Raw genomic sequence first — 22584 nt, forward strand, 5'->3', positions numbered from 1 at the left:
CGAGCCGGCGGGCGTCCATGACGTCACGCCGTTCCTCGGCCAGCCGCAGAAGAAGGAGCAGGAACACGCAGCCGACCGAGAGCAGCGAGATCAGGAAGAGGAAGAAGACGAGGATCGGGCTCACGTGAACACCCCCGGTTAGAAGAACGCGGCACCGTCGGCCATCTCACGCCGACCGGTGCCTTCCCTGCCGAACCGACCAGCCCTAGAGTCACATGAGCCAACACCTTGTGGCTAGCGGAGAGATGACGGGATAGTTTCGGGCAGCCGGAAAAAAATCGGAAGAGAGAGTGGCTGGGGTGCAAAAAGGGGGGAGCCTTCCACGTGAGCGGGCCCGGCAGGCGCTGATCGACGATCTGACCGCTCTCCGGAAAGGCCGGGGCCTCTCCCTGCCCGCGCTGCAACAACGGGACGGCCTGTTGGCGGTCCTGCGGGAATGGAGCGCCGCCGCCGGCCGGGACGGTTCTGTGTCGAGCGCGTTCGCGGTGCTCGTCCAGCTGCTGTCGGACCTGGACCTGAGCATCCGGAGCAGGTCCCTGCGCAACGCCTACGCACTCGCCGAGCCCTCGGCCGCGGGTACGTCCAGGTTCTTCGAGGACCCGGGGATTCTCACGGCCCGGCGCCGGCGGCTGGCCGACGTGGTGGGGTTGCATCCCGACACCATCGAGAACTACGAGAACGAGAAGATCTCGGAAATCGCTCTGACGTTGTTGGAGGGACCGCCACCGAGCTCCGGCGGCGCGGTGGCGGTGGCGTTCGAGCACACGAGCAGCCCCATGCGGGTGTTCGTCAGCGGTACCGTGACCGATCTCGACGAATACTGGCGCCCGGCCCGGGAACGGATCGTCGCCCAGAGCAGTGAAGAGGCGGCCATCGAAATCCTGAAAAGCCGCGACCAGCGGAACCGGCAGCCGTTGTTGGACGAGGTGAGTGCCTGCGACGTCTATGTCGGGATCATCGGGCATCATTTCGGTGACGCCTCCGCAGATCCCGCGCGGTCCGCGACGATGGCCGAGTACGATCGCGCCCGTGTGCTGGGGAAACAGTTGCTGATCTATCTTGTCGATTCGGGCGAGGCCTGGCCGGGAGGTCCCGGACAGTCCGATCACCAGCAGTTCCAGGCGGAGTTCCGCCGGGAGCTCATGCTGCGTTTCTCGCCGTGGTCCTTTGACAGCGCCGCGGATCTGCAGCTGCGGGTGCGGCACGACCTGGCCCGTCTTGTGCAGGAGTTCAGCCAGCCGAACAGCCCGTACCGCGTCTTCCATCCGGATCTGCGGTCCGTCCGTGACGTGTTCGACACGCGGAATCAGTCGACCCGGGCCCAGGTGGCCGATTTCATCGAGTTCCTGGCGGAGCAGTTCCGGCCGTTGTTCGCGATCAGCCCGGATTCCTACAACGACCATCCGATCCTGCGCGAGGCGAAACGACGGCTCAGCGACCTGATTCCCGAGGTCGGCCTGTCGGTGACGGACGGCGTGGTCCGGCGAGCCGGCGTCCGTCATGTGATCATGCGTACCGAGACGGTTGTGCGGATGTTGCAGACACCGCGCCGGCTGGACGCGCGCGAATTCGAGAAGACCGGCCAGGAGATCGGCCGCAGCGCGGCCCGCGACCTTGTCGACCACGCCCTGCACTACGGACGCTGGATGCCCTCCAGCCCGGCGGCCTTCGTCGCGCTGTGGAACTACTGGGACCGTACCGGCGGCTGGGGCACGTACGAGCTGCGGAACGTGACGGAGGAGTCCTGGCACCTGGCGATCCGGGAGAACTTCCTGCGGACCACCGACCTGGACGAGACACGCCAGCTCTACACGTTCTGGCAGGGCTACATCAAAGGATTCCTCAACCGTGCCCTGCCGGAGATATCAGCTATCATCCTGCGGATTCCGGAGGAGGAGCGTACCGGTAGCATCAGCATGCCACCGGCGACCCGGGTCCGTTCGGTGCGTTACGAGTCGACAAATGAGCGGGAGGACATCTTCGTCATCACCTTCGAGCGCGGCCCGTTGTTCAGCGCCTTACGGGGGCTCGTCGGGAGCAGTTACCACCGCGAACGCCACGAGTACGCCACGTCGCTGGTGTGGACCCGCGGCGCCTTTCAGGCGGCCTGGCAGAGCGACGAGGACCGCATGCGGAAGATGCTGGCCGAGTATTTTTCCGGCCCGCGGTATCATCGCTGCGTTCAGACCTTGCAGTCCTTTGACTACCCGCCTGACGATCCCGAGCTCGCCGACGACTGCTTCGTACTGACGAACCGCCTCATACAAGAAATCGTGGATGCCGGCGAGGGGGAAGAGTGAACACCGTCATCAAGGAGATCGAGGAAGTCGACGAGGCCTTTCTCGCGGCCAACAGGCTGGTGGTTCTCTACAGTGGTGGGCTGGACGGCACGTACCTGCTGTACCATATCCACCGGGTCCGCCCGAGCGCCGAGGTAGTTGTTCTCAGTTGCGACCTCGGCGGGGGAGTGGATACCAACCGGGCCCGGATGATCTGTGCGAACCTCCCTTTCGAGCACATCGTGCTGGACCGGACCGCGGCCTTCGTACGGGACTACGCGTTCCCCTCGATCTCGGCTCAGGCATGCTACGGGGGGACGCATCCGATATCGGCTTCGCTGTCCCGGCCGCTGCTCGCCCGGACGGCCTTCGACGAGGCCACCCGGCGTGACTGCTCGGTCATTCTGCACACCGCGGACGCCACCCAGAACAGTCTGCGGCGTTTCAACCAGACCCTCGCCGACCTCGGGTTCAGGGGACACTACGGGTCACCTTTTTCCGCCCGTCCGCCGCATCGGAGAGAAAAGCGCTGGACGCTGGCGGAGGCCGGCATCATCGACGACGGCGCATCAATCTTCAGTACCGATGTCAACATCTGGTGCCGTGAGTTCGAGGCCGCCGGGCTCGACGACCCCGAGAAGATAGAGATTCCGGAGTCGCTTTTCCACTGGACCCGGTACCGCGGCACCGACCCGGTGGAGGTCGAAGTGTCCTTCGAAGCCGGGACACCGGTGGCCCTCGACGGCGTCGAAACAGACGGTGTCTCCCTGCTCTCCCGGCTGAACGACGTCGTCGGGCAGTTCGGCCTCGGCCGTTTCATCGGCCTGGAGGAGATCGCGAACGGCCAGAAGGTCCAGGAGGTGCGGGAGATGCCCGCCGCCATGCTGCTGATGGACGCCTACCGGCGCCTGGAGCAGGCGACCCATCCCGCCTCGTGCATCCGGGAGAAGATGCACATCGAGCAGCTGTGGGTACAGGAGGCGGTCGAGGGACGCTGGCTCAGCCCACTGCGGGAGGCGTCCCAGAGTTTCATCTCCACAATCGCCGCGTCGGTGTCCGGGAGCGTGCGCTACCTGCTGTCAGAAAACCGCATCCTGCTCCGCGGCCTCACCGCCGACGCCCCCCGCTACGTCCGCGACCGTTCCCAGATCCGCCTCCCCACCGCACAGGACCACACGGCCCGGTGACTCCCTCCACGTCACGGACGCGGACGACGGCGACCGGGCCGGTGGAACGGTCCGTCGTCAGTCGTCCGCGGTGGGGGCGAGCGGCTGCCTGCCGGGGTCGAGGCAGTCGTTGCTGATTCTCGGCTCCCGGCCGCTGATGACGTATCTGCACGGCTGCCCGTTGTCGTTCTCCGGATCCTGGCCCGCTCTGGTCGGTCCGGCCGGGAGCTCCGGGCGGGAGAGGTCGACGTATATGATCGTCATCTGCTTGCTCATCGCGACCTGAGAAGTACGGAAATCGACACATCCGGTCGCGCCCGGCCACGCCTGCGGGCTGGTGGGGTCCTCACACCTTTCCTGGTCGTCCTGCCGAGGATTCCTGTTGTCCAGGTAGGGTTCCTCCCGCAGGGTCTTCCAGGCCTGTGCTCTGCTGATCCCCACGCCTGATTTTCTGATGGCGTCGACGAACAGCTTGGCCGTGTCGTAGGCCAGACCGGTACGCTCGTCCACCCAGGGGGGATCCGAGGGGTCCACCGTGTCCGGTGCGTACTTCTTCTTGATCCCGGTCACCGCGTACATGTCCTTCAGGCGGCCACAGAAGTCCCGTAGCGATCTACTCGCAAACGGCGGGGGATTCTGTTCCAGCTCTCCGTTCAGGCATTTTCTGCCGGCGAGCAGCACGGGTGCTCCCTTGGAGACGAACCTGAACTCTCCGCCGGTGCCGCGGCCCACGTCCTGGCTGACCACTCTTGAGACCGAGTCGTCGGCCAGCAGCAGCTCCCCGCAGCGTTCCATGCCCCGTAGGAACTCGCGAAAATCGTTGTACCGGCCGGCGAAGAAAACGAGATCCGCTGGCTGCTGCTCCCCGCACCGGTCGCGGAACCAGTCCGCCGTTCCCTGCGCAGGTGCCCATCCGCGTGGCTCATAGGTGAGCCCGGCGCGCGCGGCCTCCTCCTGGACGTCGCGTACCAGGGTCGAAACATAGAAGTCATCCACCGTCGGCAGACGCTGGCCCGTGGGATCACTGTCAGGTGAGTACGGGTAGTACACGCTGATCCTGCTTTTCTTCTTCTGCCTGGCGTAGCTGACGGCGAGCAGGGCCTCCCGCCGGTTGTCCGGCACCATCTGCAGATACAGCAGCGAGGAGTTTTTCATACCGTCCCCGGACAGGGTTGTGGCGACCACGGGTATGCCGGCGTTCCCCAGCGTGGTGACGGCCTGACGGGTGTCCGCGGTGCTGCGGTCCATGCCGATGACACCGAGCAGTTTCGCTCTCGTGTCGGAGGCCAGCGGGACGAGATGATCCCGGGCCACCCGGTCGGCGTACCTCATCCGACTGCCACCGTTGGCGATGACGACGCGTAGTACGGTCTGCGCGGACGGCGAGGTCACTCCCGCCGTGTTCCGGCATTCCGCAAGCGGAAGATCTTTTCTCTGGTTGAGCGTGTGCTGCCAGGTCAGCAGTCCCTCCAGCTCCGCGACCTGCGCCGCGGTCCAGTCACTTTCGATCTCTCCGGTGAGACCGGCAAAGTAGACCAGCGTCACAAGCTGGCTCGGCGACTGTGCTGGTGAAAGGCCGGCGATTTCCGCCGCGCACCGGTTCTGCCTGGCAATCTCCTGCTGCACGATGAGCAACCGGTCGGCGGGAGCCGACTTCTCCCCGGCGTTGAACAGATAGCCGCCGTCACTGTAGCCGATGCACTGGCCGTCGACCCAGGACACCGAGACACCCGCTCGCGACCAGCAGCCTTCATGATCGAAAAAATGGGTTCCATGCCGAAGAATCCCTGTGGCCACGGACGCCAGGAGCACGGGCACGAGTACGACCGCGAGCGAACGCAGTACCCATCGGCGCGCCCATACCGGGGGCGACGGGGCGAACAGAGGCTGTCCCCATCCTCGAGCGTCCGATTTGGCGGTCACGCCGGGCGGGGGTGCCACGAAGGTGGGTATCCGTAGCCACAGCCGCCAGCCCGCACCGATGGGGCGTTGGGGCGCGTTCCAGGCGTCAAACGCGTCCGCCGCGTTGGCAGCGGTCAGGGGATGGCGAGGGAGTGGCTGCGGGATGGCGTTGACCTGGTAGCCGGCGACCATCAGCAGGGGGTCGTCCTTCCTGCCGCCGCTGCGGATGACCGGGATCAGATTCAGGAACCGCGTCACGCGCCCGCGCGGCGGCGTACCATGGTCACGGACGGTGGTGAGCAGGTTCAGGAACTGTTCGCCCCGCGGGTCACCGGCGATGTTGTCGATGAGGGTCAGGACCCGGGCGGTGCGCCGCCACGCCCATGGCCGCCAGAGTCGGCGCCGGTAGGCCAGCCGCAGGTCGTGGAGAAAGGCGCCGATCAGCAGCCGTTCGCGTTGAGTCTGCTGTGTAGGGGCGCGGAACGCGTTCGCGGTGAGGCTGACGGCGAACGGGACGAATTTCTTCCTGCCTACCGCTGGAAACAGCTGCTGCTTCATGAACCAGCGGGTGCGCACCAGACCCGGGACGGGGACACGGCCGGACAGCCAGAGCACAAAGCGCAGTGGCGGTCCGAAAACAATCAGTACGGCCAGCAGGGGCCGAAACCATCCTGGCGTGCTGTCCAAAAGCAGATGGGTATTGTTGCCGGTGCCCCTGAGCTCATCTCGCAGGCGTCGGGTGAGCTCTTTCTCCTGGGCTTTTCCAGCAGGGGAGCTCAGTGTCTGTCGGGTCAACCAATCCGTGAACGCGTACGTACGGAAATGGTATCCGAAGCCGGACGGTGCCGTGCGTAGCTGCTCGAAGAGCGCGTGCAGTACCGGCAGTACCGGTGGGTCGTCACCCCCGGGAAGGGGCGGGGAGTCCGGATGCCGGCGGTCATCGGGCGTCAGGTCGAGATAGGCGTGCGGCAGCAGCGAGGGTGGCGATGACTCCTGTATCCGGTTGTGTACCTCGGCGAGCCAGGAGCCGCTGTCCGGGTTGGCGACCAGGCATATCAGCGGTGCCGACCGGCGCCGTCTGAGATCGATGGCGAGGGAGCGGAGCAGGGTGAGAACGGCGCCCACACCGTCGAAAAATGGAATCATGGCAGCAGGCTCCGGCCAGGGTCATCGTTCGTCATGACTGCTCCCCGTCAAACAGCGTGCCCGGCTGCCCTGGGCGGCCGAATTCCCTGGTTGGTCGACGCCGGGTGTCCCGTCGTGACGCCGCTGTCCGGTGCCGTCCCTCCGCCGCCGGAGTACCGCTCGCGGAGTCTCCCCCGTATCGTCCCCATAAGTCAGCACTATGCCACGCAGCGCGCTGGTGTCGGTCCAGGCCCGTCCCGGCGGATCGGTTTGTCGATTCGGTGGAGGTCGATGGCACGGAAAAGCGGTCGCGCAGGCTTTGGCCGGTCGGCTGTCGTCCGGTGGCCGGACGGGTGCTTCCGGTGTGTTCTGCCGTGTGTCACGGTTTCAAGCGGCCGATAGTTGTTCAATCAGTGTTCTGATCTTGCTTTTTTGGCTCGACTGTCCCTTCCCTTTCGCCCCTGTCCGTAACTCCGCGGACGATCCGGGCTGTCCGGGTTCGGGGCGGCATGTTGGCCGGACCGCGTGTCGGGTGGTTCGTGGGCTCGGGTGGGACTGTGGTTGCGGCGGAGCCGTGAATGGTTATGTTGAGCACTGTATTGATGGCTCTTCGTGACTGAGCGGGTGACTCCTCCGGAGGGCGCAGGTCGCGGAGGGCAGGTACCACGGCAACTGTGTGTGTGCGGCTGTATGTGTGCGGGCACACGGTGGACGATGGGGGGCATGGACGTTCCCGAACCACGCCGATTGGAGTACACGGAGGCGTTGCGGCGCCTGCGGCTCATGCTGGGTGACCTCGCCGAGCAGACCAGCAAGATCCTCCTCGACGCGACCAGCGCGGTGACCGGGCAGGCCGACACCGCTGGCGTGCACGCCGCGGTGGCCTGCCTGCGGGACTGCTGCCAGGACCTCGACGAGGACCTGGTGCTGCTGCTGGCCCGGCAGAATCCGGTCGCGGGGGATCTGCACCTGGTCGTGGCCGGGCTGCGCACCGCCGCGGCGGTGCAGCGGATGGCCGAGCTCGCCGACCACGTCGCCGCCACCGCCGATCTGCGGGCACCCACCGTGGTGGTCCCGGTCGGGCTGCGCCCCACCCTCAGCCAGCTCGGCCGGCTGTGCGCCGAGCAGGCGAGCAGTCTGGCCACCGCGATCTGCGCCGACGACCCGGCAGCCGCCGCCTGGCGGGTCACTGTGGGCGACGATCCCATCGACCGCATCCACCGGCAGCTGATGGCCGCCCTCACCGACCCCGGCTGGCCCCACGGCATCCAACAGGCGGTGGACCTCGCCCTGCTGTCCCGTTACTACGAGCGGTACGCCGACCAGGCCGTCACCGCCGCCCGTCAACTCGTCCGCCTGCGCTGGGTCCCGTCGGTGTCGGACAACCTGGACGATCCTGACCGGCCGGACGGTCCGGGCACCGCCGGCGATCCGGCCGGCCGGGCGCCCGCGCACCTCCTGCCAGGAGGCCGACCGGAGAGGTGACCGACAAGGGAAGATCCTGATGGTGGCGGGTATCGCTGCCTCGGTGAGGATTCCGCCTGGCAGGGGGTTCGGTCAGATGGCCAGGGCGGACAGGATAAGGGTGAGGCCGTCGTGGAACTGCTCCCGCATGTCCGCGGCGAGATGGTCGGCTACCGCGGCGAGATGCGGATAGCGGGACGCGGACGAACCGATCGCGGTGATCGGTGTCACGGTGGCGTCCGGTCCTTTCCTGGCGATGGTCGCCGCGGTGTGCCGGGCTTCGGTCAGGGCGTGCCCGAGCGTGTAGAAGAGCAGGGTCGTGTAGGCGTCGGAGGCCTGCCGGTCGGGCAGGCCTGCCTGCCGTAGCAGGCCGATCGCGTGGTTGGTCCGTTCCCAGCTGGCCTCTCCGCCGGGTGGGCGGCGCAGCACGATGGGCGCGAGTGTCGGATGCCGCAGCAGCGACCCGCGCAGCTGCGCGAAGGTCTCCCTGAGGTCGGCCCGGGGATCGCCGGTGTGGGGGAGGGGCTCGTCACCGCGCACGACCCGGTCGGCGAGGGCCTCGAGCAGCTCGTTCTTGGTCCGGAAGTGCCGGTAGACGGCGGTCGGGTCGATGTTCAGGCGTGCGCCCAGGGCCCGCATGCTGAAGCCGCCGACCCCGCCGATGTCGACGATCTCCATCGCGGTGTCGAGGAGGAGCTGCCGGGACAGCGTGCCGCGAGGGGTGCGGGTGTGGCGGGGCTGCGCGGTCTCCATACGGTCTCCCTGCGGTCTCCATCGTCGCGGTGCCTTCCGCCGGGATCGGCCAGGGCCGGTCGAGGCTGGCTGGGGCCGATCGGGATCGGTCACGTCGGCGTCCCGTCGAGATCTTTTCGGAAGACTACACCGTAGTCAACGCTGTTGACGCCACGTCTCGACAATTTGATCTTCATCGACCGGCCTGCCGTCGACCAAACGGTGATATTCACAAGATCAGATTATTGTTTTGGCGTCCAATAGTTCACTCATGGGAAACTTGTCCGGTCACTATCGCGTACACGACATCACTGTCAGACACAAGGAGCAATGACTCTTGGACAAGCCGGTGCCGCAGCCGGACGCTGAAGGCGCACGGGAGAGGGACGTCCGCGCGGACGGCTCCGGGCTCCCGCACAGGGGGCCAGCCGTTCCTGCCGAAGATCCTGTGACCCCGCCGTTCAGCGACGACTTCGAGTCGGGGGTGCACGAACTCGACCAGGAGCTCGGCACACTCCTGGTCGAGGTGAACATGCGCCCACCGGCGGAGTCCAGCGAGATCGCCCGGGCCATCGAGTCCAGGGCCGCGGCGCTGCGCGCCGGTCGCAACCCGAGCCGGACGCAGGCAATGGTGTTCGACGGGCTTGCCGCGAGGATCGCCATCACCCGCTCGGACCTGGCCGCCATGGCCGGCGACCTGCACACGGCGCAACGCATCGCCGACAGCGCCTACCGGATGGCGGTAGCGTCCCGCGACCGGGTCATGATCGGTTCGGCTCGGCGGAAGCAGGCGGCGATCGCGATGGAAGCGGGCCGGCCCGCTGAGGCCCTGCAGCTGCTCGCGGACGGGTTACGGCGCTGCCCCGAGGGCCCTGTCGCCGCCGCGCTGCTGGCCCGGCAGGTACAGGCCCACGCGCTGGCCGGAGCGCACCCGGACGTCATAGAACAGCAGACCGACAGAGCCCTGGCGGCGGCCAGCGCGCTGCCCGTCGCCGAACAGGGCATGCCCGGGCTGTTCTTCACCAGCTACCATCCGGCGGACGCCAAGGAACGGGCGTTGACCGCGAACGCGCTCGTCGGCCGGGTCCGCCGCGCTGAAAATCTCTACCGGTGGTGTGTGCCCGTCTTCGACGCGATCGACATGCCCGGCTGGTCGTCGGGTGCCCGCTTCACGCTGGCCACCGCGCTCGTCCTCGGCGGTGGGCGGCTCGACCTGGAACGATCGGCCGAACTCGTCGAGGATGCCGTCACCATCTCGCTGCACCGCCGTACCGGGGCCTTGTCGGTGAAGGCCGACCGCTGGATCGGCGCGGTCCGCCCACACGCGGCCGGAACCCGGACGATCGAGACGATCAGCCGGGTGCGGGCATGGCAACGAGGCGAACTCAGCGCCTGACCGCCGAGCCCGCGACCGCACTGAACGGATCGGGGAAGGATCCGTTCAGTGCGTCAGTGCGGGATGGCGTTCAGGAGGTCCTGGGCGCCCTGGCGGAGCAGCGCGACCGCGACCGACGCCCCCAGCGTGGTCGGGTCCGTACCGGGGCCCCACTCGTGGGCGTCCAGGACGGTCTTGCCGTCGGGGCTGAACACCTTCGCCCGCAGGGACAGCCGCCCGTCGGGCTCGGTGTGGGCGTGCCCGGCGATCGGCGAGTTGCAGTGGCCCTGCAGGACGTGCAGGAGCATGCGCTCGGCGGTGACCTGCCGCCGGGCGTCGAGATCGTCCATGCCGGCGACGAGCTGGGCGGTGTCGGTGTCGTCCTCGCGGCACTGCAGGCCGAGCACGCCGGCGCCGATCGGCGGGCACATCGTCTCCACCGAGAGGATCTCGGTGATCCGGCCCGCCTGGCCGATGCGCTCCAGGCCGGAGACGGCCAGCAGCAGCGCGTCGGCCGCGCCGTCGTCCAGCCTGGCCAGCCGGGTGTTGGCGTTGCCGCGGATCGGCACGGTCTCCAGATGCGGGTGAGACTGGGCGAGCTGGGCGATCCGGCGTACGGCGGAGGTACCGACCCGGGTGCCGGCGGGCAGCTGGTCCAGGGTGCGGCCGCCGGGGTGGATCAGGGCGTCGCGGATGTCGTCCCGGGGCAGGTAGGCGGCGAAGACGGTGCCGGCCGGGACCGGGCGGTCCCCAGGGACGTCCTTCATACAGTGCACAGCGAGATCGGCACGGCCGGCGAGCAGTGCCTCGTCGACCTCCTTGGTGAAGGCACCCTTGCCACCGAGCGCGGACAGCGGACCGGTCCACCTGTCCCCACTGGTGGTGATGGGCACGATCTCGGCGGTGAGATCGGGGTTGAGGGCTGTCAGCTCCGCGCGGACCCGCTCGGCCTGGGCAAGAGCCATCGGGGAGGAACGGGTACCAATGCGGATCAGCCGGGATGCGGACATGGCCACCAGGCTAGTTCTCCGGGCCGCCACAGGCGCCCCGAGCCCACCTGAGTGTCGCACCCGCCGCCCGCGGCCCGTCCACGGGCCACGCCCGGAGGATGCTCCGCTCCCGATCGGATACTCTGCCGCAACGGCATGGCGGAGGGCCCGTGTCTGTGTCCGAGGCGACAGTGGCCGGGCGGCCGCGGTTACGGCCGCTCCGGGCTTTCCGTCACCATTCGTCACCATCCGTCGTCGTCCGTCATTGCCTGACCGTCTGGCGGGCGGCCGTTATGGCCAGGGTGAGGGTCGCGGCGTCGTAGGCGCCGTGGTGGCGCCGGCCGTTGATGAAGAACGTCGGAGTTCCCGAGACGTCGCTGACGTCGGCGGAGGCGATGTCGCGCTCGACCCGGTCGGCGCCGGCCCTGGCGCGCAGGTCGGCCCGGAACCGCTCGAGGTCGAGCCCCAGCTCGCCCGCGTACCGCAGCAGATCCCTGACCGTGAGGGCCGACTGGCGATCGAAGAGCAGGTCGTGCATCTCCCAGAACGCGCCCTGCTCGGCCGCGGCCTCGACCGCGATGGCCGCGTACTCGGCATGGGGGTGCACCTTCGTCAGCGGCAGGTGCCGCCAGACATAGCGCAGATCGCCGAAATCCGCGAGCAGTTCGCGGACGACGGCCTCGGCCCGGCCACAGTAGGGACACTCGAAGTCGCCGTATTCGACGAGGGTCACCGGGGCGTCGAGCGGCCCCCGGATCCGGTCGCGCTCCGGGTCGACGGGCTCTGCGAGGTCGATAATGATCTCGGATACGCCGCGTTCGGCGCGGGCCCGCATCCGCGCCGGCAACATGCCCGCCACCTGGAAGACGATCCAGGAGAGCACGGACGCGGCGAGCGCCGCCGCCAGAATACCGATCTTCGCCTCCGCAAGGCGCTCGCCGGTGAACGCCATCGTCGCGATCAGCAGTGGCACGGTGAAGCCGATCCCGGCGAGCGCCCCGGCACCGGTGATCGCGTCCCAGCCGACGGGCAGGCGCACCCGGCCGTGGGTGACCGCCCTGACCAGCCACACCGAGCCGACGATGCCCACCGGTTTGCCGAGCAGGTAGCCGGCGATGATGCCGAGCGTCACGGGTGAGCGCAGCGCGCGGCCGAGGACGTCGCCGCTGATCTCGACCCCGGCGTTCGCCAGTGCGAACAGCGGGACGACGAGGTAGCTCGTCCACGGGTGGATGATCTGCTGGAGGCGTTCGTTCGGCGAGATCGCGTACCAGACGCCGACCCGGGCCCTGCGGGCGAGTTCCGGTGTCGGCTGCTCGCGGAACGACCGGAACAGGTCGGTGGCGCGCTCCAGGTCGCCGCGCTCCGCCGGGTGGGCGTAGGTCAGCAGGCCCATCGCGAGCCCGACGACGATCGGGTCGATCCCGGAGCGCAACAGCGCGACCCAGGACGCGAACCCCAGCGCGGCGTATCCCAGACCGGAGCGCATGCCCGCCACCCGCGCCGCGAGTATCACCGCGAAGATGCCGAGCCCGGTGGCGAGCGCGCTCCAGACGACGTCCTCGCTGTAGAAGACGGCGATGACGACGAGTGCGACGAAATCGTCGACGACGGTGAGTGTCAGGAGGAACGTCCGCAGCCGCTCGGGGAAGCGTGGCCCGACGACGGCGAGCACACCCAGGGCGAAGGCGGTGTCGGTGGACATCGTGATCCCCCAGCCACGCGCGGACGGTTCCCCCGCGTTGACCGCCAGGTAGATCAGGACGGGTACGGCCATCCCCGCCAGACAGGCCACGACGGGCAGGGCGAGGCGGCGTCGTTCTCGCAGCTCGCCTATGTCGAACTCGCGCCGGGTCTCCAGCCCGACGACGAAGAAGAAAAGCGCCATCAGCCCGTTGGTGACCCATTCCCGCAGGTCCTGCGCGACGCCCCGATGGCCGATCTCGATCGACAGCTCGGTTCCCCAGACCGTCTCGTACGACGCGGCGGCGACGTTCACCCAGATCAGGGCGGCGAGCGTCGCCGCCAGCAGGACCGCGGCACCACCGGTCTCGGTGCGCAGGAACTCCCGCAGCGGCGACCGGCCGCCCGGCCACGGGGTCCTGCCCGCAAGCGCCTGGCCCACCCCCCGGTCCGGTTCCGCCACACCACCGATTCTCGTTCGCCGAAGGCGGGGCGGCCGGTCACCAGCCGCGGGCGCGCCATTCGGCGAGGTGGGGGCGTTCCGCGCCAAGGGTGGTGTCGTGGCCGTGGCCCGGATAGATCCAGGTGGCGTCGGGCAGCGAGCCGAAGACCTTGCTCTCCAGATCGTCCATGAGGGATCTGAACGCGACGGGATCCCCGAACGTGGCACCCGGGCCGCCGGGGAACAGGCAGTCGCCGGTGAACAGGTGCGGCGCCGCGGAGCCGGCGCCGTAGAGCAGCGCGATGGAGCCGGCGGTGTGCCCGACCAGGTGGATGACCCGCAGGGTGACCTCGCCGACGGTCACCTCGTCGCCGTCACGCACCAGGGTCGTGGTCGCCACCGGGATGGCGCCGGCGTCGTCGGGATGCGCCACCGTGCGCGCGCCGGTGGCCGCGACCACCGCGGACAGCGCCTGCACGTGGTCGCCGTGGCGATGGCTGGTCACCACGGTCGCAAGGCCGCCGTCATCGACGAGGGCCAGCAGCGTGTCGGGCTCGTTCGCGGCGTCGATCAGGAGCTGTTCGCCCGTCGCGGCACATCGCAGCAGGTAGGCGTTGTTGTCCATCGGGCCGACCGCGACCTTGGAAATGGTCAGTTCGGGCAGCGTCCGGACGTCCGCCGGCCCACCGACACGTACCGCGCCGGTGTAGCCGTCGCCGTTGATCTCGTGTCCCATCATCCCTCGTCGGCTGTCGGTTGTACGGGTTCATCATCCTCCGCTCCGGCATCCTCCGTTCCGGAACTGTCGGAGCCGGTCCGTAGCATGGCAGGCGCGGCGGATGCCACGTCCGGCCGTGGCACGGCCGGTCCCTGGTCCCAAGCCCCACGCTTGGCCCTGGCCCCGAGCCTGGTCCCGTCCCCAGAGCAGAGCGCGAAGGATTCCCACGATGGCAGACCGTCTCGTCGTGCGCGGCGCGCGAGAGCACAACCTGCGTGACGTCGACCTCGACCTGCCGCGGGACTCACTGATCGTCTTCACCGGCCTGTCGGGTTCGGGCAAGTCCAGCCTCGCGTTCGACACGATCTTCGCCGAGGGGCAGCGACGGTACGTCGAGTCGCTGTCGGCCTACGCCCGCCAGTTCCTCGGTCAGATGGACAAACCCGACGTCGACTTCATCGAGGGCCTGTCACCGGCGGTCTCCATCGACCAGAAGTCGACCTCGCGCAACCCCCGTTCCACCGTGGGGACGATCACCGAGGTATACGACTACCTGCGGCTGCTGTTCGCGCGGGCGGGCCGGCCGCACTGCCCGAGATGCGGCCGGCCGATCTCCCGGCAGACCCCGCAGCAGATCGTCGACCGCCTGCTCGAGCTGCCCGCGGGCACCCGGTTCCAGGTGCTGGCCCCGGTCGTGCGGGGACGCAAGGGCGAGTACGTCGAGCTGTTCGCGGAGCTGCAGGCCAAGGGTTTCGCCCGGGTGCGCGTCGACGGCGGCGTCCACGCGCTCACCGACGTGCCGAAGCTGGAGAAGCAGCGCAAGCACACCATCGAGGTGGTGGTCGACCGGCTGGCGGTGAAGGCGTCCGCCAAACAGCGGCTGACGGACTCCGTCGAGACCGCGCTCGGCCTCGGGGGCGGCCTGACGCTGGTCGACTTCGTCGACCGGGATCCCGCCGATCCCGACCGCGAGCGGATGTACTCCGAGCACCTCGCCTGCCTCTACGACGACCTGTCGTTCGAGGAGCTCGAGCCGCGCTCGTTCTCCTTCAACTCCCCGTACGGCGCCTGCGCGCAGTGCTCGGGCCTGGGTACCCGCAAGGAGGTCGACCCCGACCTGGTCGTCCCCGACCCGTCGCTGTCGCTGGCAGCCGGCGCGGTCGCCCCCTGGTCGGCCGGCCACAACAAGGAGTACTTCACCCGGCTCCTCGAGGCCCTCGCCGCCGACCTCGGCTTCCGGATGGACATCCCCTGGGAGGGGCTGCCGGAACGGGCCCGCAAGGCGGTGCTGTACGGGCGGGGCGAGACCGAGGTCCAGGTCTCCTACACCAACCGCTACGGCCGCTCCCGTCAGTACTACACGGCCTTCGAGGGCGTCATCGCCTTCCTCCAGCGCCGCCACCGCGAGGCCGAGTCGGACAGCAGCCGGGAGCGCTACGAGGGCTACATGCGCGACGTCGCCTGCTCGGCCTGCCGCGGCACCCGGCTCAAACCCGAGTCGCTGGCGGTGACGCTGGGCGGCCGGTCGATCGCCGAGATCGCCGGCATGGCCATCGGGGAGTGCGCCGGCTTCCTGCGCACCCTCGAGCTCACCGAGCGGGAGCGCACGATCGCCGGCCGGGTGCTCAAGGAGATCGACGCGCGGCTGGCGTTCCTGCTCGACGTCGGCCTCGACTACCTCTCGCTGGACCGGGCCGCCGGCACCCTGGCCGGCGGTGAGGCGCAGCGGATCCGGCTCGCCACCCAGATCGGCTCCGGGCTGGTCGGCGTCCTCTACGTGCTCGACGAGCCCTCGATCGGGCTGCACCAGCGGGACAACCGCCGCCTCATCCAGACCCTGGTACGGCTGCGGGACCTCGGCAACACCCTGATCGTCGTCGAGCACGACGAGGACACGATCCGGGCCGCCGACTGGGTCGTCGACATCGGCCCCGGAGCCGGGGAGCACGGCGGGAAGGTCGTCGTCTCCGGCTCGGTGGACGCGCTGCTGTCCGCGGAGGCCTCGCTGACCGGGGCGTACCTGTCCGGCCGTCGGGAGATCCCGGTGCCCGACATCCGGCGGCAGCCGACCAGGGGCCGCGCGCTGACCGTCCACGCCGCCCGGGAGCACAACCTGCGCGAGGTGACGGTGTCGTTCCCGCTCGGCTGCTTCGTCGCGGTCACCGGCGTCTCCGGTTCGGGCAAGTCGACCCTGGTCAACGACATCCTCGCCACGGTGCTCGCGAACAGGCTCAACGGCGCCCGGGAGGTGCCGGGCCGGCACCGCACCGTCACCGGTGTCGAGCATCTCGACAAGGCCGTCCGGGTTGACCAGTCGCCGATCGGGCGCACCCCGCGTTCGAACCCGGCCACCTACACCGGCGTCTTCGACCACATCCGGCGGCTGTTCGCCGAGACCACCGAGGCCAAGGTCCGCGGCTATCTGCCCGGGCGCTTCTCGTTCAACGTCAAGGGCGGCCGGTGCGAGGCCTGCGCCGGCGACGGCACGATCAAGATCGAAATGAACTTCCTGCCGGACGTGTACGTGCCGTGCGAGGTCTGCCAGGGCGCCCGGTACAACCGGGAGACGCTCGAGGTCCACTACAAGAACCGCAGCATCGCCGAGGTCCTCGACATGCCGATCGAGGAGGCCGCGGAGTTCTTCGCCGCCGTTCCCGCGATCGCCCGGCACCTGCGCACCCTCGACGACGTGGGGCTGGGCTACGTTCGCCTCGGGCAGCCGGCGCCGACGCTGTCCGGCGGCGAGGCGCAGCGGGTCAAGCTCGCCGCCGAGCTCCAGCGGCGCTCCACCGGACGCACCGTCTACGTCCTGGACGAGCCCACCACCGGGCTGCACTTCGAGGACATCCGCAAGCTGCTCGGGGTCCTCGGTCGGCTGGTCGACGCCGGCAACACGGTGATCGTCATCGAGCACAACCTGGACGTCATCAAGACCGCCGACTGGATCATCGACATGGGGCCGGAGGGCGGCACCGGCGGCGGCCGGGTGGTCGCCGAGGGGCCGCCCGAGACGGTCGCGGCGGTCGNNNGAGACGGTCGCGGCGGTCGAGGAGAGCCACACCGGCCTCTTCCTGCGGGAGATCTTCGGGCAGCGCCTGGACACGGCCCAGGGCGACGCCACGGCGCTGCCTCCGGCCACGGCATCCTCGGCGAAGACCCCGGCCGTGCGGGGGGCCGTCTCAGGTCAGCGGTCGCCCCGCGCCCCACTGCGCCCCGCCGCGGATGCCGTGGCGGGATAGCCCCCGTGGCGGGGAGGGCTCCGTCGGGGGACGGGGGATCAGTTCTCCAGCAGGTTCGCGAGGACTGCGTCCAACTCCTCGGCGGCGCGTTCCTGCCCGCGGGGAACGACCCGTTCGGTCGCGTCGAGGAACGCCCGGGCGGCGTCCATGCTCAGCCGGACGGCGGAGTGCAGCTCACCAGCGGTCAGATCGAGACGGATACAACCACGCTCGGGTTCGGGGGTGATCCGCACGTCGCCGGTGCCGGTGGGCACGTCCAGCCCGGCCCGCAGCGCGTCACGCAGGACCACCCACGTCCCGCGGGGCAGCGCGGGGTGATCAGGTCGGGAGATGAGCTCCAACGTCACCGCGAGCGGGTCGGCCCGTCGCCAGTTCACCTGCAGCACGGTCAGCCGCCCGCGGGAAGGTGCGTCATCGACGACCAACTCGGTGGTCACGTCCTCCACCTGCATCCGTCGTGCCTCCTTCGTCGTCCTGCGACGCTGTGCACCGCGGTATCGAGGGTGACAGCCAGTCAGGCAAGACGCCACCCGGAAAGCGTGGCGGGACCTGTTCGGGACCAGCCGGGACAAGGCCGGCGCCGACACTGCGGGACCCTGGCCGGGGAGGTCGTCATCTCGATGTCGTGGGGAAGGCGTCTGTCGGCTCCGCCGGCCGTACAGGGCCNNTCCGCCGGCCGTACAGGGCCGGCCGGCTCCGTCGATCATATCGGCCCTGTTCCGCCGGCCGCGCTTCGCCCTGCTGGCCGTGCCTCACCAACCAGGCTTCCCCCGGCCGGCCGGAAGCGCGCCCACGTCCGGCCCACCACACCCATCCGCCACCGAGCGTCCGACGGATCATGCTTCGCACACCGCTCATGGTCTTCGAGCATGGACCCTTACACCGCTTCCCGCCGGGCGCGGTGAGCGGGTGTCCGCGAGCTGTGAGATATGCCTGCCCGCGTTCACCGCCGGGCGTGCTCGCGCCCCAGGTCACGGCCACCCCGCACGGTTAAGTGCTCAGCGTGGTGAAATGGTTACGTGGAGGTGTTGTTCTGTGCCGATCCGGCTCGCCGTAGGCTCGGTTCATGGCTGATCCGGCGTCCTACCGTCCCGCGCCGGGATCGGTTCCGGAGACCCCGGGGGTGTACCGGTTCTTCGACGAGCACGGCCGGGTGGTCTACGTGGGCAAGGCGAAGAACCTGCGCGCCCGGTTGTCGAACTACTTCACCGACATCCACAACCGGCACCCCCGCACCCAGCACATGGTGACGACCGCGAGTTCGGTCGACTGGACCGTCGTATCGACCGAGGTCGAGGCCCTTCAGCTCGAGTACACGTGGATCAAGGAGTTTGATCCCCGCTTCAACGTCCGATACCGGGACGACAAGAGCTACCCGAGCCTCGCCGTCACCCTGTACGAGCAGTTCCCGCGCCTGCAGGTGATGCGCGGCGCCAAGCGCCCCGGCGTCCGCTACTTCGGCCCCTACGCCCACGCGTGGGCCATCAGGGAGACGCTCGACCTGCTCCTGCGCGTCTTTCCGGCGCGCACGTGCAGCACGGGGGTGTTCAAACAGGCCGCCCGCATCGGCCGTCCCTGCCTGCTCGGCTACATCGACCGCTGCTCGGCGCCGTGCGTCGGCCGGGTCGACGCCGCCGAGCACCGCCGCATCGTCGAGGATTTCTGCGACTTCATGTCGGGTCAGACCGGCCGCTACATCCGCCGGCTCGAGCGCGAGATGGGCGAGGCCGCGGCCGAGCAGCGCTACGAACAGGCGGCCCGGCTGCGCGACGACATCGGCGCGCTGCGCCGGGCGATGGAGAAACAGGCGGTCGTCCTGCCCGACGGCACCGACGCCGACGTCGTCGCGTTCGCCCAGGACGAGCTCGAGGCCGCCGTGCAGATCTTCTACGTCCGCGACGGGCGGGTCCGGGGCCAGCGCGGCTGGGTCGTGGACAAGATCGAGGACCTGACGACGGGGGAGCTGGTCGAGCAGTTCCTCACCCAGGAGTACCTCTCCGACAGCACGGGCGCCTCTCCTGCCAGCGCCAGCGCCAGCGCCGGGGCCGGGGCCGGGGCGTCGTCCGCGGGCGCGGGCCGGGTGGGCACCGGGGTGACGAACGAGATCCCGCGGGAGGTGCTCGTCCCGCAGCTGCCACCGGACGCGGAGGTGGTCGCGGACCTGCTCGGCATCGCCCGCGGCGGCCGGGTCGACCTGCGGGTCCCCCGGCGCGGGGACAAGCGCACCCTGATGGAGACCGTCGAGCACAACGCCAGGCAGGCGTTCGCCCTGCACCGCATGCGGCGGGCCAGCGACCTCTCCGCCCGCAGCCGGGCGCTGTCGGAGCTTTCCGACGCCCTGGGCCTCGCCGACCCGCCGCTGCGGATCGAGTCGTTCGACATCTCCAACCTGCAGGGCACCGAGGTCGTCGCCAGCATGGTCGTCTTCGAGGACGGGCTGCCGCGCAAGTCGGAGTACCGGCGGTTCGCCATCCGCGGGGTCGACGGGCAGGACGACGTCGCGAGCATGCACGAGACGATCACCAGGCGGTTCGGCCGGTACCTCGCCGAGAAGGCCCGGACCGGGGAGTTCGCGGGCCTGCCGGACCTCGAGGATCCCGTCGGCGGCGCCGACGCCCCGGACCCGTCGGGCGCACCGGCGCTGCCGGGCTCCCCTGAGGCGGCCACGCCGGCCGGGCCGGCAGCCGGGGCAGGGTCCCCCGGCACGACGCCAGAGGCTGCCAGCGCCGCGCTGGACCCCACCACCGGCCGGCCGCGGCGCTTCGCCTACCCCCCGAACCTCGTCGTCGTCGACGGTGGCCCACCGCAGGTCGCCGCGGCGCGCCGGGCCCTCGACGCGCTCGGCATCGACAGCGGCCCTGGCGGGGTCGCCCTGTGCGGGCTGGCCAAGCGCCTGGAGGAGGTCTGGCTGCCGGACGAGGAGGATCCGGTGATCCTGCCCCGCACCAGCGAGGCGCTGTACCTGCTGCAGCGGATCCGGGACGAGGCGCACCGGTTCGCGATCACCTACCACCGGCAGAAGCGCTCGAAGAGCATGGTCCGTTCGGCCCTCGACGACATTCCCGGCCTCGGGGAGACCCGCCGCAAGGCGCTGCTGCGTGCCTTCGGCTCGCTCGCGCGGATCCGGCAGGCCACCGTCGAGCAGATCGCCGAGGTGCCGGGCATCGGCCGGCACACGGCCCGGGCGATCGTGGACGCGCTCGCTCCCACCAGCCCCGGCGGCGCGGACGCCACCCCGGGCGCGGTCGACCCGTCCACCGGAGAGATCCTGGACAGTGCGGATGCCCCGCCATCCGTGACCCAGGCAGGCACCCCCGCGCCATCCACTACCGCCCGCGCCACCGCCCCTGACCCCGGTCCCGACGCCACACAGACACGGGGTGTTCCCACATGACCTCCGCCGCGCCACTCGAGCTCGCCATCATCACCGGGCTGTCCGGAGCCGGCCGCAGCACCGCGGCCAAGTGTCTGGAGGATCTCGGCTGGTTCGTCGTGGACAACCTGCCGCCGGCGCTGCTGGCCACCATGACCGAGCTCGGGCTGCGTTCCCAGGGCGCGGTCAACCGCATCGCGGTGGTCGTGGACGTCCGCGGCCGGGCGTTCTTCTCCGACCTGCGCGCGACCCTGGACGCGCACTCCGCCCGCGGCATGCACCCGCGGGTGCTGTTCCTGGAGGCTGCGGACGAGACGCTGGTGCGCCGGTTCGACCATGTCCGCCGGCCGCATCCGCTGCAGGGCGACGGCCGGGTGGTCGACGGCATCAGCCGCGAGCGCACGTTACTGGCGCAGCTGCGCGGCGAGTCCGACCTGGTGCTGGACACCACCGACCTCAACGTCCACGAGCTGCGCGCGAAGATCGACGCGGCGTTCGGCCAGCCGTCGGGGACCAGGCTGGCCGCGACGGTGGTCTCTTTCGGCTACAAGTACGGTCTTCCGCTCGACGCCGACCTGGTGGCCGACTGCCGGTTCCTGCCGAACCCCCACTGGGTGGCGGAACTGCGGCCGTACACCGGCCGTGACCCGCAGGTGCGTGACTACGTCCTCGAGCAACCCGGGGCGGAGGAGTTCGTCGAACAGTACGCGGCGCTGCTGCGGCTGGTGGGGGAGGGATATGTGCGTGAGGGCAAGCGGTATCTGACGCTCGCGGTGGGCTGTACCGGCGGCAAGCACCGCAGTGTGGCAGTGGCCGAACAGCTCGCCGGGCGGCTCGCCGGGGACGGCGTCGGCGTCCGGGTGGTGCACCGTGACCTGGGGCGCGAGTGACCGTCATCGATCAGGCGCCGCTGCCCGGCCCCGCGGTGGTGGCCTTTGGCGGGGGGCACGGGCTGGCCGCGTCCCTGCGGGCGCTGCGGCGCATCACCCACCATCTCACCGCGGTTGTGACTGTGGGTGATGACGGGGGTTCGTCGGGTCGGCTGCGGGCCGAGTTCGGCGCGCTGCCCATGGGCGACCTGCGGATGGCGTTGGCCGCCCTGGCCGGCCCGGACACCTGGTCGTCCACCTGGGCGGAGCTGTTCCAGCACCGGTTCGGCGGGGACGGGCCGCTGGCCGGGCACGCCGTCGGCAACCTGGTGCTCACCGCGCTCGCCGAGCGGCACGGCTCCCCGGTGGACGCGCTCGACCTGGCCGGCAGGCTGCTGGGGGTGGCCGGCCGGGTACTGCCGCTGTCCGACGACGGCATCGACATCGTCGCCCGGGTCGCCGGCCTCGATCCGGCCGACCCGCACGCCACGGTGGAGGTCCGCGGCCAGGCGGCGGTGGCCACCACGGCCGGGCGGGTGGTGAGCCTGTGTCTGCAGCCGGCCAAGCCCGCTGCCTGCCCGCAGGTGCTCACCGCGATCGACACCGCCGAGTGGATCGTGTTCGGCCCGGGGTCGCTCTACACCAGCGTGCTGCCCCACCTGCTGGTGCCCGAGATCACCGACCGGCTGCTCGGCTCGCCGGNCGGCTCGCCGGCCCGCCGGGTCATGGTGCTCAACCTGGTGCCGCAGCCGGGTGAGACCGAGGGCTACCCGCCGGAGGAGCACCTGCGGGTCATCGGGACGCACGCGCCGGAGCTGGCCCTCGACGTGGTGATCGCCGATCCCGACGCGGTGCCCGACCCGGTCGCGCTCGCCCACGCCTCGGCCGGGCTGGGGGCGCGGCTGCACCTGGTGCCCGTCGCCCATCCCGGCGAACCGCGGCACGACCCCCGACGGCTGGCCACCGCGTTCGAGACGGTGTTCGGGCTGACGCCGGGCAGCCGGCCGGCACGACCGGGGCAGCCGGGGCGGGAAGAGCATGCAGGAAGAACAGGGATCTTCCGATCGGGCCACGGGCCCTCGACCGGCGCCGCGTCCGGTGGCGCGCGGGCAGGCGCCGGGCGGCCGGTCGGGAACGACGAGCTTGTCAGCGACGAGGCGGCATCGACCGGTGGGACGCGCGGTGGCCCCGCCACCGCCGGCCGGTCGCGTGAAGGTGAGGAATGATT

Annotated in this window: 13 protein-coding genes and 1 pseudogene; 8 read left to right on the top strand and 6 right to left on the bottom strand. The window is 70.0% G+C overall.

The window, feature by feature from the left end; all coding sequences use genetic code 11:
- Nucleotides 1-299: 299 nt before the first annotated feature.
- Nucleotides 300-2300 (top strand): DUF4062 domain-containing protein, encoded by a 2001-nt coding sequence (locus tag FrCorBMG51_RS13665; RefSeq protein ID WP_047223461.1) that lies wholly within the window; start codon nucleotides 300-302, stop codon nucleotides 2298-2300.
- Nucleotides 2297-3466, top strand: coding sequence for an argininosuccinate synthase domain-containing protein (locus FrCorBMG51_RS13670; protein WP_047223462.1), 1170 nt, complete (start codon nucleotides 2297-2299; stop codon nucleotides 3464-3466). The genes FrCorBMG51_RS13665 and FrCorBMG51_RS13670 overlap by 4 nt, the downstream gene beginning before the upstream one ends.
- A 57-nt stretch (nucleotides 3467-3523) precedes the next feature.
- Here the strand turns inward: FrCorBMG51_RS13670 and FrCorBMG51_RS13675 are convergent, their stop codons facing one another.
- On the bottom strand, nucleotides 3524-6493 hold the full coding sequence (locus FrCorBMG51_RS13675) for a hypothetical protein (RefSeq protein ID WP_047223463.1): 2970 nt from the start codon (nucleotides 6491-6493) through the stop codon (nucleotides 3524-3526).
- Nucleotides 6494-7195: 702 nt separating this feature from the next.
- Between FrCorBMG51_RS13675 and FrCorBMG51_RS13680 the strand changes: the two genes are divergently transcribed.
- Complete coding sequence (locus FrCorBMG51_RS13680; protein WP_052914657.1) at nucleotides 7196-7957, top strand: phosphate signaling complex PhoU family protein; 762 nt, start codon at nucleotides 7196-7198, stop codon at nucleotides 7955-7957.
- 72 nt (nucleotides 7958-8029) lie between these two features.
- Here FrCorBMG51_RS13680 and FrCorBMG51_RS13685 read toward each other — a convergent pair whose 3' ends face one another.
- Nucleotides 8030-8689 carry a TetR/AcrR family transcriptional regulator gene (locus FrCorBMG51_RS13685; RefSeq protein WP_013873504.1) on the bottom strand — a complete coding sequence of 220 codons (660 nt, stop codon included), beginning with the start codon at nucleotides 8687-8689 and terminating at the stop codon, nucleotides 8030-8032.
- 427 nt (nucleotides 8690-9116) lie between these two features.
- Between FrCorBMG51_RS13685 and FrCorBMG51_RS13690 the strand changes: the two genes are divergently transcribed.
- The gene (locus FrCorBMG51_RS13690) at nucleotides 9117-10064 is read left to right on the top strand and encodes a hypothetical protein (RefSeq protein WP_047223464.1); all 948 of its coding nucleotides are present in this window, start codon (nucleotides 9117-9119) and stop codon (nucleotides 10062-10064) included.
- 53 nt (nucleotides 10065-10117) lie between these two features.
- Here FrCorBMG51_RS13690 and hemC read toward each other — a convergent pair whose 3' ends face one another.
- The 3 genes from hemC to FrCorBMG51_RS13705 all read right to left on the bottom strand — a co-directional run bounded on the left by hemC (nucleotide 10118) and on the right by FrCorBMG51_RS13705 (nucleotide 13893).
- Nucleotides 10118-11053, bottom strand: coding sequence for a hydroxymethylbilane synthase (hemC, locus tag FrCorBMG51_RS13695; protein WP_047223491.1), 936 nt, complete (start codon nucleotides 11051-11053; stop codon nucleotides 10118-10120).
- Between the two features lie 241 nt (nucleotides 11054-11294).
- A complete protein-coding gene (nhaA, locus tag FrCorBMG51_RS13700) occupies nucleotides 11295-13178 on the bottom strand; it encodes a Na+/H+ antiporter NhaA (protein ID WP_083731112.1) in 1884 nt (627 codons plus the stop codon).
- 37 nt (nucleotides 13179-13215) lie between these two features.
- The gene (locus FrCorBMG51_RS13705) at nucleotides 13216-13893 is read right to left on the bottom strand and encodes an MBL fold metallo-hydrolase (RefSeq protein ID WP_235433562.1); all 678 of its coding nucleotides are present in this window, start codon (nucleotides 13891-13893) and stop codon (nucleotides 13216-13218) included.
- Between the two features lie 211 nt (nucleotides 13894-14104).
- Here FrCorBMG51_RS13705 and uvrA point away from each other — a divergent pair.
- Nucleotides 14105-16840: pseudogene (gene uvrA, locus FrCorBMG51_RS13710) on the top strand (excinuclease ABC subunit UvrA); the annotation flags it as partial.
- 312 nt (nucleotides 16841-17152) lie between these two features.
- Here uvrA and FrCorBMG51_RS33170 read toward each other — a convergent pair.
- Nucleotides 17153-17821 carry an SsgA family sporulation/cell division regulator gene (locus FrCorBMG51_RS33170; protein ID WP_338052750.1) on the bottom strand — a complete coding sequence of 223 codons (669 nt, stop codon included), beginning with the start codon at nucleotides 17819-17821 and terminating at the stop codon, nucleotides 17153-17155.
- A gap of 359 nt (nucleotides 17822-18180) precedes the next feature.
- On the opposite strand from FrCorBMG51_RS33170, the gene uvrC reads away from it, so the two are divergent.
- Genes uvrC through FrCorBMG51_RS13730 form a run of 3 tightly spaced genes read left to right on the top strand, consistent with a single transcriptional unit; the run spans nucleotide 18181 to nucleotide 22582 of the window.
- Complete coding sequence (gene uvrC, locus FrCorBMG51_RS13720; protein WP_047223465.1) at nucleotides 18181-20508, top strand: excinuclease ABC subunit UvrC; 2328 nt, start codon at nucleotides 18181-18183, stop codon at nucleotides 20506-20508.
- Nucleotides 20505-21377 carry an RNase adapter RapZ gene (gene rapZ, locus FrCorBMG51_RS13725; RefSeq protein WP_047223466.1) on the top strand — a complete coding sequence of 291 codons (873 nt, stop codon included), beginning with the start codon at nucleotides 20505-20507 and terminating at the stop codon, nucleotides 21375-21377. The genes uvrC and rapZ overlap by 4 nt, the downstream gene beginning before the upstream one ends.
- Nucleotides 21378-21415: 38 nt before the next feature.
- Nucleotides 21416-22582, top strand: coding sequence for a gluconeogenesis factor YvcK family protein (locus tag FrCorBMG51_RS13730; protein WP_476742165.1), 1167 nt, complete (start codon nucleotides 21416-21418; stop codon nucleotides 22580-22582).
- Nucleotides 22583-22584: the final 2 nt, after the last annotated feature.

The organism is Protofrankia coriariae, assembly GCF_001017755.1.
Taxonomy (GTDB): domain Bacteria; phylum Actinomycetota; class Actinomycetes; order Frankiales; family Frankiaceae; genus Protofrankia; species Protofrankia coriariae.

Bases quoted from the DNA above. Each gene is read 5' to 3' on its own strand.
- FrCorBMG51_RS13685 (WP_013873504.1), bottom strand. From the start codon at position 8,689: ATGGAGACCGCGCAGCCCCGCCACACCCGCACCCCTCGCGGCACGCTG.
- uvrC (WP_047223465.1), top strand. From the start codon at position 18,181: ATGGCTGATCCGGCGTCCTACCGTCCCGCGCCGGGATCGGTTCCGGAG.
- FrCorBMG51_RS13675 (WP_047223463.1), bottom strand. From the start codon at position 6,493: ATGATTCCATTTTTCGACGGTGTGGGCGCCGTTCTCACCCTGCTCCGC.
- rapZ (WP_047223466.1), top strand. From the start codon at position 20,505: ATGACCTCCGCCGCGCCACTCGAGCTCGCCATCATCACCGGGCTGTCC.
- FrCorBMG51_RS13680 (WP_052914657.1), top strand. From the start codon at position 7,196: ATGGACGTTCCCGAACCACGCCGATTGGAGTACACGGAGGCGTTGCGG.
- FrCorBMG51_RS13705 (WP_235433562.1), bottom strand. From the start codon at position 13,893: ATGGGACACGAGATCAACGGCGACGGCTACACCGGCGCGGTACGTGTC.
- hemC (WP_047223491.1), bottom strand. From the start codon at position 11,053: ATGTCCGCATCCCGGCTGATCCGCATTGGTACCCGTTCCTCCCCGATG.